The organism is Bacteroides faecis MAJ27 (assembly GCF_900106755.1).
Taxonomy (GTDB): Bacteria; Bacteroidota; Bacteroidia; order Bacteroidales; family Bacteroidaceae; genus Bacteroides; species Bacteroides faecis.
Genome location: NZ_FNNN01000053.1, coordinates 1 through 10,307, shown reverse-complemented (window position 1 = coordinate 10,307; position 10,307 = coordinate 1). Strand labels below are relative to the sequence as shown.

Genomic DNA, 10,307 nt, shown 5'->3' with positions numbered 1-10,307 from the left:
CTTTCTCCTTGGGAATCATAATTAGAACAATGAGTGGTTTTATTCTTATAATATACTGATTTTCAAGAAGATTAGAAAACTAACTAATGAGATAGGTAACTAATTAATGAGATAGGTAACTGAATAATAACATTTTAACAAGCGAAAAAGTAGATGATTATCAACTGCTGATTCGCATCATTTATTAATAATATGAACAAGTTACTATTTGCATGAACAAAAGTTTGTCTATATAAAGGTAAGAGATTTAAGCGCATTTAAATATTCAAACATAAAATTATGTTATATTATTAGTCATTTATTATAATTTCATAAAATTTCTATTTATATTTTATTAATTTGCAGTGTTAAATTTTGCAATATAAACTATACCATAATGGACAAGAGCGAAAGATATGATTCAGATTGGAGAATGATTGAAAACTTATTTCGATCATATTATAGCATGCTACGCTCTTATGCATTTCGATTGGTTAACGATTTCTGTTTAGCAGAAGATATTGTACAGGATGTGTTCATGTCATTGTGGAATAACCGTAATAATATAGACTTTGACAGTGAACTAAAACCCTATCTTTTCAGAGCCATATATAATAAATCCTTAGATTATCTGAAAAGTAAAAAATGTACAGAAGAAGAATCCTTAGACACTATAATAGCCCGGCTTGAGCTTTCGCACCATTCAAATGAAAATCATGAAGAAACTCTATTCGCAAAAGAAATTCAACAGGAAATAGTCAATTATTTAAAAGGGCAGCCTGAAAATGTGAGAAAAGTTTTTGTATTGAGCCGTTATCATGGGCTAAAGATTAAAGAGATAGCCAGGCAATTAGAACTTTCTCAAAAAACGGTGGAAAAGTACCTTTCCAGGGTACTCAAAGGTTTGAAGGAATGTTTAATATATAAAGAGTTATTGTCTTTTTTACTTATTTTTTCTTTCTTCATGGATTTTTTCTCAAAATAAATCCATTTTTGAGGAGGGTATTTCCGGTTTTATTCGTGTAACTAATATAGAGCAATTGTACATATGATAAACAACAAATTAAATATTGATGAAATAATTATACGTTACTTGGACGGAACTGCTACGGATTCCGATAAAGAACAGTTGCTTACATGGCTAAAGGAGTCAGATAAAAATCTGCATAGTTACTCTGAGTTTCGTGATGTATGGTTCGCAAGCCAATCAAATTCATCCGTTCATTCTGATATGGAAAAGGCACTCAAGCGCTTGGAGAAACGGATAAAAGGAAAAGAATCAGAAAAAAAAATAAATATAGTCTCTCCCTATAATTTTTATAAGACAGCAAGAGTAGCGGCGTTCTTTGCGTTACTATTTATAATAGGAATAACGTTCTACCATATCGGTAGGAATGTGACAAAAAAAGATATTCTCATTTTGAATCACTTGATAACCGATTCAGGGAGTAAGAGACGTTTTGTTTTACCGGATAGCACTATTGTCTGGCTGAATTCAAATTCAAAACTCGAATATCCGACTACTTTTTCTGAATCTTCACGTGAAATCAGTTTAGAAGGAGAAGCATATTTTGAAGTAAGTCATGATGTGAACAAGCCCTTCCACGTACATGCCGGAGATATGGATATTGAAGTATTGGGTACTCATTTTTCTGTAGAGAATTATCCCGACAAGAAAGGCGTGGAAGCTGTGTTGGCAGAAGGTCGAATCAAGGTTACAGGTTCAGAAATACCCGTTCCATTAGTGTTGGAGCCCGGAGAATTGATTAGATATGACAAAAGCAACAAGCAGACTGTTGTAAAAAAAGTAGATGCAGAGAATTATATCAGTTGGATACAGAATGAATTGACTTTCGATAATGCAAAATTGGCAGATATCGTTATGAATCTAAAAAAATGGTATTCGATTGATATAGAATGTGATTCCTCTATCGGACAAAACTTATCCATGTCATTCACTCTTCATAAGGGCGAAGATTTGGATGAAATATTGAAAGCGATGACATTAATTATCCCTGTACGATATTATTGGAAAGATAATGTTTTAAACATTGTCTCAGTAAAATAAAGTAAGTATTAACCCTTTAAATCAGAAAAACTATGTAGAAACAAAAGAAAAAAATAGGTAAATGTTTGCCCATCTACCTATTTCCGATTTCATTAATCACGCTTCTAGCCGGAAGCGAAATAATTAACATTAAATCTATTACAAAGGTATGAATAAATTTGAATGGAGGAATATTTCATCCTCTTTCTTAACAGGAAGAAATATTCATTTGCTAAAACTAGTATTTCCTGTAATACTTTTGCTTGTCAGTGGGAGCCTTTTAGCCCAAACGACCCGGATTAGTTTAAAAGCTAATCAGAAAACTCTGAAAGAAGTATTGAAAACTATTGAACAAAAGAGCGAATATACTTTTTTTTATAAAGACGCGGATTGTGACGTAAACAAAAAAATCTCGATTAACGTAGAAAACGAGCCTATCAGTGCCATTCTCAAGAAAATTTTGCCGGGTAGCAAGTGGGTGGTAGAAAATAAGAAAATAATTCTTATGCCCGCTCAGGAGAATAAGCAGAAAGTTCAAGAGAATGGAAAGCTTCAAACGATAAAAGGTACAATCACGGACAATAATGGAGAAGCGCTGATAGGAGTAAACGTGACAGTCCAAGGAACTACAATAGGTATGATTTCAGATATAGACGGAAATTTCAGCTTGGACGTTCCGGTAGGGAAATCCCTTCTATTTTCTTATGTGGGTTATATGCCTCAGACTGTAAAAATAGGCAATAACAAAATAATCAATGTCACCATGCAGGAAGACAGCAAGACATTGGAAGAGATTGTCATCGTAGGATATGGTACGCAGAAGAAGGTCAATCTTACAGGCGCCATTTCAAGCATCGATTCGAAAGTTCTGGAAAGTCGCCCCCTTACCAATTTGGGGCAAGGATTGCAAGGTTTGATCCCGAACCTTCAGATAACGAATAATGGTGGTGGCCGGCCGGGTAGCACCTCCTCCTACAACGTCCGCGGTTATACCTCCTTGAGCGGCGGTGGTCCGTTGGTCTTGGTTGACGGGGTTCAAATGGACCCTAACCAGATTAATCCAAGTGACGTGGAGTCGGTAACAGTCTTGAAGGATGCCTCCTCGGCTGCTATTTATGGGGGACGTGCAGCCTATGGCGTCGTTTTAATCACTACGAAAAAGGGGAAAAAGAATGCCCCGATGCGATTCAATTACTCCTACGACTACTCCATCACGAGACCGACCCGCCTTCCCGATCTTGTCAACTCTCTGCAATTCGTGGATATGTATCGCGCGGCCGCCGAAAGCGGAAGGCTATCGGGAGGACCTGCCGGAAGCGAAACCTATACGGATCTGGACATCGAGAAGATCAAAAATTACATGGCGAACCCGACTCTGGAGAATGCAGTTTATGTCGACCCGAACAATCCGAACCAATATAGATATTGCGGGAACACGAACTGGACAAAGGAGATGTATCCCGGCACCGCCCCACAACAACAACACAATCTATCCATAAACGGAGGCACCGAGAAGACGACTTATATGGCCTCGTTCTCAGCTTTCAAGCAAAACGGATTGATGCCCGACTATATCAAGCAAGAGTTCAAACGTTACAACGCCACCTTGAACTTGGATACAGAAGTCACCAGTTGGCTGGAAATCAACATGAAAATGTCACTGAACCGGAAGGAAGACGATCAGCCTATTAAACTGTGGGGCACCAATACAATCGACACCTTCTCTGACGACTTGAAACCGATGCAACCGGTTTATTTCCCAGACGGACATTTCTCCGGACAGGGCGGAAATAGCAACCCTTTGGCGATTGCTACCCTTGGCGGACGAAGCACCTACAATTCAGATGACATCTGGATGACAGGAGGATTCACCCTCCGTCCATTCAAAGGTCTCAGTATTGTCGGCGATTACACCTGGAACTCCTACCGCTACAATAGCAAATTCAATCAGAAAGAATTCGATCAGTACGGAGCACCTGCCGCGGGAGCAGACATTACCGATCCGGAGCAGGCGAATGCCACAGGCAAGTATCCGTACACCTCACCGGCGTCAGTATCCGAAAGTAGTAGCCACGATGTCTACCAAGCCACAAACATCTATGCGCAATACGAAAACACTTTGGCCCAAAAACATTATGTGAAGGGGATGGTTGGTTTTAACCAGGAAAGCAAACGGAACGAGTCGTTCAGCGCAGGTGTTAAAAATCTGGTAAACCAAGACTATCCCTACATCCGGCTGAACAACGACGATAAGCCAAGCGTTTCGAGCAGCATAGGGGATTGGGCATTGATTGGAGTCTTTTTCCGGTTAAATTATGTATACGACCAGAAATACCTGATTGAATTCAACGGACGTTACGATGGGTCCTCACGTTTCGCCCGGGACAACCGATATGTATTCAGCCCATCCGTTTCGGTAGGATACCGTATTTCGGAGGAGAAGTTCTTCCAACCTTTGCGTTCAGTGATCGATAATCTCAAAATCCGTCTCTCCTACGGTCAGCTTCCGAATCAGCAGTTAAATAGCAATTATGGTAACTATCCCTACTTAGCGACGATGGGGTACGGAAAAACCAGCTATCTTTTTGGAAACGAGTCTCAACTCTTTGTGAACGCCCCGGGGTTGGTCAGCCCGAACTTTACATGGGAGAAAGTGCAAACAAAGAATATCGGGTTCGACTTTACCTTATTGCGCAACCGCCTGTCCGGTAGTTTCGATTATTACATCCGAGATACCAAAGATATGATTGTAGGCGGATTCAAGCTACCGGCAATCTTAGGAACAGGTTCGCCCAATAGAAACGCTGCGGATCTGCGGACGAAAGGATTCGAGTTTGAAGTGAGTTGGAACGACCGTATCGGAAAAGACTTCACCTACCGTGTAGGATTCAACTTGTCAGACAGTCAGGCGAAAATCACGAAGTATGACCTAAATCCAGACGGTAATATCGGCGACCATTATGTAGGCGAAAAGATTGGTGAAATCTGGGGATTTGTAACCGACGGATTCTACTCTACAGACGAGGAAGCCGCAGGCGTGGACAACAGTGATATCTGGGGTGGCAAATGGCTGGCCGGTGATGTCCGATATAAGAATCTGAACGGTGACAAGACAGCAGATGGAAAGGATATCATCAGCAAAGGGCATAGCAAGTTGCAGGACCCGGGCGACCGAAAAATCATCGGTAACAATACCGCACGCTATAACTATGGTATCAGCTTGAGTGCCGAATACAAGAACTTCGACTTCTCTTGTTTGATGCAGGGGGTAGGTAAAAGAGATCTCATGTTAGGCGGAGCTTATTTCTGGGGATTTACCGATGAATGGAGAACACCGACCACAGAACAGTTGGATTACTGGACACCCGACAACCCGAATGCCTATTATCCGAGACAACGTTTCGGAGGAGGAGGAAACTTCCAAAGCCAGACCAAGTATTTGCAGAACGGCGCTTATATGCGTATGAAGCAATTAACCTTAGGTTACAGCATCCCGAAAGCATTGCTGAGCAAAGTGAGAATCAACAGCCTGCGGTTCTACTTCACAGGACAAAACCTGTTCGAGTTCACGAAGATGATCAAGTCATACGATCCCGAACAACCAGACAGGAAGGGAGACTATCCGTTAGACAGGGCGTTCTCCTTCGGCGTACAAGTTAGTTTATAACCTAAAAAAATGAGAAAAATGAAATACCTTATACAATCGATTTTGGTGGCGGTAACGTTGTTGACGGTTAGTTGCAACGATTATCTGGATCGTTTCCCTAAGGATTCGTTCAGCGAGCCGACCTTCTTTAAAACGGAGAACGACCTGATCTATTATGCCAATCAGTTCTATGGCAGTTTACCCGTACAGCGAATGGATAATGACAACAATTCCGATAATATGGTCCCTCAGAATATCAACACATTCCTTGCCGGAACGTATACTGTTCCCGGGAGCGGAGGGGGGTGGGCTTCAGGCGACTGGGCTAACATCCGTAGTTGTAATTACTTTTTAGAACACTATTCAAGAGCGGAGACCTCGTTCAAAGAACGGTATGCCGGAGAAGTTCGTTTCTTCCGGGCTTTGTTCTATTGGTATAAAGTCGTTAATTTCGGTGATGTGCCGTTACTTCTCAAAGCGTTGGATGACAACTCGGAAGAGTTGTACGGTCCGCGGGAAAAACGGGAGAAAGTAATGGATGAGGTGGTATTGGAAGACCTGAAATTCGCCGTCGCCAACCTTCCCGAGAAAAACCAGGCGGCAGCCGGACGTTTGCATAAGGATGCAGCCCGCGCGTTGATGTCACGCATTTGCTTATGGGAAGGAACTTACAGGAAATACCGCAACATAGAAGGCGCCGATACATATCTTGATGCCTGCGTGAAAGCATCTGAGGAATTAATGGACGCAGGATACGACATTTACTCCACCGGAAATACAGACGAGGATTACAGGAACCTGTTCATCCAGAAAGACCTGAGGTCGAACCCCGAAGCTATTTTCTACAGGGCATACATTACGGATAAGAATACCCATAATTATACCCGTCAAGCCAGCGAAAACAATACCGGCATGAGCAAAGACTTCGTGGACAGCTATCTGTTTTTGGACGACGGGAAACCTATCGGACTTACCAGCCATCCTTATGACGACTCGACTCCCGCAAAAGAGTGCGAAGGCAGAGACCCGCGTTATACGCAAACTATAGCGACTCCGGGATTTATCATGACGCTTCCGGATTTAGCAGTAAATCTGCCTGCCATTGGTACCTCCAGAACCTCCACAGGATACTGGAACATCAAGGGACGTTCCAGTGATCTTGCTCAATTCAACGCCGATAAGAGTGATTTGGATCTCTTCATCTTCCGCTATGCCGAGGTGTTGTTGAACTACGCCGAAGCGAAATATGAACTGACAGGAAGCCTGACAATAGCAGAATTGGATAAATCCATCAACCTGATCCGGGACCGTGTCGGGATGCCACATCTCACAACGAATCCAGATGCAGACCCCAATGCTGTGAATTACGGCTACACTGTGGCTCCGCTGCTGTATGAGATTCGCCGCGAGCGTCGGATTGAGCTAGTCGGTGAAGGATTCCGCTTCAATGACATCATCCGTTGGAAAGCGGGCAAACTGATTGAAGGCGTGAAGACAATACGCGGTATGAAACTGACTGATGAGTTGCGTTCCCAATATGCTGACCCTTCTTCCTTGAATAACATCGCTGTGGACGATGACTATTATATCATTGTTTATCCAAGCATCGCCACTACCAGGAAATGGAATGATAAATCGTATTTGTACCCGCTTCCGACCGACGAGAAAGACCGGTGTCATTACGAGCAAAATCCGGGTTGGAATTAGTTTTTAATTCAAGTTTCGCAACCCCCCTATTCCATATCAGGGATTCGTGGTAGGTATATTCAAGGGATATGCCTGTGGGAATAAGGTAAACTCTTTTTTTTCACCTACCACCTCCCCTACAGTTTCTCCTCCTTCCAGAAGGAGGAGAAACTATGCGGAATACTTGCGAAACTTGATTTTTTCTGATAAAAAAAGACAAGGGTATCATTTAAAAGTGATACTTTTGTTCTATATCCTCAACCAATTATTTCGACTTATGAAGACTAAATTACTGGCATTCCTACCTTTTATGGCGACTTTCGCGATGGGGCAACAAACTTATTTTGTCTCTCACGGCGGAAATGACTCGGCCGACGGTTCATTGAACAGCCCTTTGTTACATATCCATGAAGCTCTCGAAAGAGGAAAGGCTTCCGCTGAGCGTGAAATCCATATCTATATTCGGGAAGGAAAGTATTATCTGGACACTCCCCTGGTTGTTGATGCCGGCGAGTGGAAGAATAAGAGACTTACGCTGTCAGCTTATAATAACGAACCGGTTGTTTTAAGCGGAGCCAGGAAACTTTCCCTCAAATGGGTGAAGCAGAAAAACGGAATATGGAAAAGCAAGACAGAAGCCGATAAGGGTGACCAGTTGTTTGTGGGCGGAGAAAAAAGGATTCTTGCCCGTTACCCCAACTTTGAAGAAGGCACTATCTTCAATGGAACGGCTGCCGATGCGCTTGCACCGGCCCGTGTAAAGAGATGGAAATCTCCCGGAGGCGGTTTTATCCATGCGCTGCATGCCAGGGACTGGGGGGATATGCATTATGTAATTACAGGAAAAGACGACAAAAGTGTTCTTTTTGAGGGCGGATATCAGAATAACCGTCCGTCCAATATGCATGACAAATACCGGTTTGTGGAAAATATATACGAGGAGCTTGATGCACCAGGCGAGTGGTTTCTGGATGGAAAAGCCGGATATTTGTACTACTATCCATATCCAGATGAAAATATAGATAATGAGATATTTGAAATAGCTGAGATCCCAAGTCTGATTGAGATTAAAGGGATTGAAAATGACCGGGCCAGTGACGTGACGGTAAGAGGAATTTGCTTTAGCCAAACCTCCCGTACTTTCATGGCGGACTATGAGCCGTTGTTGCGCAGTGACTGGGCTATTTATCGGGGAGCAGCCGTTTTTATAGAAAATGCGGAGCGTTGCCGCATCGAGGATTGCGAATTTACCGGTTTGGGCGGTAACGCCATTTTTCTTAGCCGCCACATCGACGGTTGTGTTGTCAAGGGAAACTATATCCATCAGATTGGTGCGAGCGCAATATGTATCGTAGGAGATACTTCCGCCGTACGTTCGGGAGTGTTTAAATATGAGCAGTCCGTTCCTTATGAGTTGATGGACAAAATACCCGGCCCGAAAAATGAACTTTATCCCCGCCGGTGTATTGTGGAAGACAATCTTATCCATGATATCGGACTAGTGGAGAAGCAGGTGGCGGGCATTCAGATTCAAGTGGCAAGAGAAATCAACGTACGCCACAATACCATATACCGGGTTCCGAGGGCTGCTATCAATATCGGAGACGGCTCGTTCGGAGGACATGTCATCGAATATAACGATGCGTTTGCCACTGTATTGGAAACGAGTGACCACGGGGCGTTCAATTCGTGGGGAAGAGACCGTTTCTGGCATCCTTCCTATGAAAAAATGAGTCTTATGGTTGCAGAGCATCCCGAACTGGTTTTACTGGATGCCCTTTTCACTACTTATATCCGTTACAACAGGTTCCGTTGCGACCACGGCTGGGATATAGATTTGGATGATGGCAGTTCGAACTATCATATATACGGGAATGTCTGTTTGCGTGGAGGAATCAAACTACGCGAAGGTTTCAACCGCATCGTGGAGAATAATATCCTGATAAACAATACCCTGCATCCCCATTTATGGTTTCAGAATTGTGGTGATATCATCCGGCGCAACGTGTTCACGCAAGCCTATCTTCCCATTGAGCTGAAAAGTTGGGGGAAGATGGTGGATTATAACTTTTTCTCTTCGAAGAATGCTTTGAAACAAGTGCAAAAGGATGATACCGACGCACATAGCACAAGCGGAATACTCCATTTTGTCGATTATCAACATTATAATTTGACTCTACCGGATACTTCCCAAGCTTTTGAGATTGGTTTTGAGAATATTCCCCAGAATGGTTTCGGAGTGTATTCCCCCCGTTTGAAACGGAAGGCTGAAAAGCCCGAACTTTCCGAACTGCTTGTTTCGGATTCCTCCAATACCAATCAGACCTATTTGTGGGAAAAAGCGGAAGTCCGATTGGTCAGTGGTTTAGGAGACCGTTCAGCTTATGGCCTGCCTGATGAAAAAGGATGTATTGTATTAAAAATGGATAATGCCGTCAATATGCAGGATGCGGGATTGAAAGAAAATGACGTGATCTATTCAATTTACGGAGAAGATATTGATTCTGTAGAAACATTGATGCGATTGACTAATAAATATAAATGGAAAAAGACATTGCTATTGGAATGTTTTAGAAACCAACAGAAGCTGAAGATCTCTTTAGTTTTGGATTAACCGTTTTTTTCTATCCGGCAAGTAATCTTTATGTAATCCCTGACGAAAAGCGGTATCAGGAATTACATAAAGATATCTATGGAGAAATGGGTGTGTGCATATTTTTTAGTTTTCCCCTTCCTATAACTCAACATTTTAAGTATATTTGTGCGTATTTATAGTAAACAATCATTAATGATGCGAATCAGCAGTTGATAATCATCTACTTTTTCGCTTGTTAAAATGTTATTATTCAGTTACCTATCTCATTAGTTAGTTTTCAAATCTCCTTGAAAATCAGTATATTATAAGAATAAAACCACTCATTGTTCTAATTATGATTCCCAAGGAGAAAA

At 42.3% G+C, this 10,307-nt stretch carries 5 protein-coding genes; all 5 read left to right on the top strand.

Annotation, left to right across the window (positions count from 1 at the left end; genetic code table 11):
* The first annotated feature begins 376 nt into the window (after positions 1-376).
* The 5 genes from BLW31_RS23295 to BLW31_RS23275 all read left to right on the top strand — a co-directional run bounded on the left by BLW31_RS23295 (position 377) and on the right by BLW31_RS23275 (position 9,972).
* Positions 377-964, top strand: a complete 588-nt coding sequence (locus BLW31_RS23295) for an RNA polymerase sigma-70 factor (protein ID WP_022301652.1) — start codon at positions 377-379, stop codon at positions 962-964.
* A 63-nt stretch (positions 965-1,027) separates the two neighbouring features.
* On the top strand, positions 1,028-2,047 hold the full coding sequence (locus tag BLW31_RS23290; protein WP_010535751.1) for a FecR family protein: 1,020 nt from the start codon (positions 1,028-1,030) through the stop codon (positions 2,045-2,047).
* A gap of 316 nt (positions 2,048-2,363) precedes the next feature.
* Positions 2,364-5,693, top strand: a complete 3,330-nt coding sequence (locus BLW31_RS23285) for a TonB-dependent receptor (protein ID WP_010535752.1) — start codon at positions 2,364-2,366, stop codon at positions 5,691-5,693.
* Positions 5,694-5,711: 18 nt separating this feature from the next.
* Positions 5,712-7,379: a RagB/SusD family nutrient uptake outer membrane protein gene (locus BLW31_RS23280; RefSeq protein ID WP_010535753.1), complete on the top strand. Its 1,668-nt coding sequence runs from the start codon at positions 5,712-5,714 to the stop codon at positions 7,377-7,379.
* Positions 7,380-7,635: 256 nt separating this feature from the next.
* Complete coding sequence (locus tag BLW31_RS23275; protein ID WP_029425107.1) at positions 7,636-9,972, top strand: right-handed parallel beta-helix repeat-containing protein; 2,337 nt, start codon at positions 7,636-7,638, stop codon at positions 9,970-9,972.
* The last annotated feature ends 335 nt before the right edge of the window (positions 9,973-10,307 follow it).

Bases quoted from the DNA above. Each gene is read 5' to 3' on its own strand.
- BLW31_RS23295 (WP_022301652.1), top strand. From the start codon at position 377: ATGGACAAGAGCGAAAGATATGATTCAGATTGGAGAATGATTGAAAAC.
- BLW31_RS23290 (WP_010535751.1), top strand. From the start codon at position 1,028: ATGATAAACAACAAATTAAATATTGATGAAATAATTATACGTTACTTG.
- BLW31_RS23280 (WP_010535753.1), top strand. From the start codon at position 5,712: ATGAAATACCTTATACAATCGATTTTGGTGGCGGTAACGTTGTTGACG.
- BLW31_RS23275 (WP_029425107.1), top strand. From the start codon at position 7,636: ATGAAGACTAAATTACTGGCATTCCTACCTTTTATGGCGACTTTCGCG.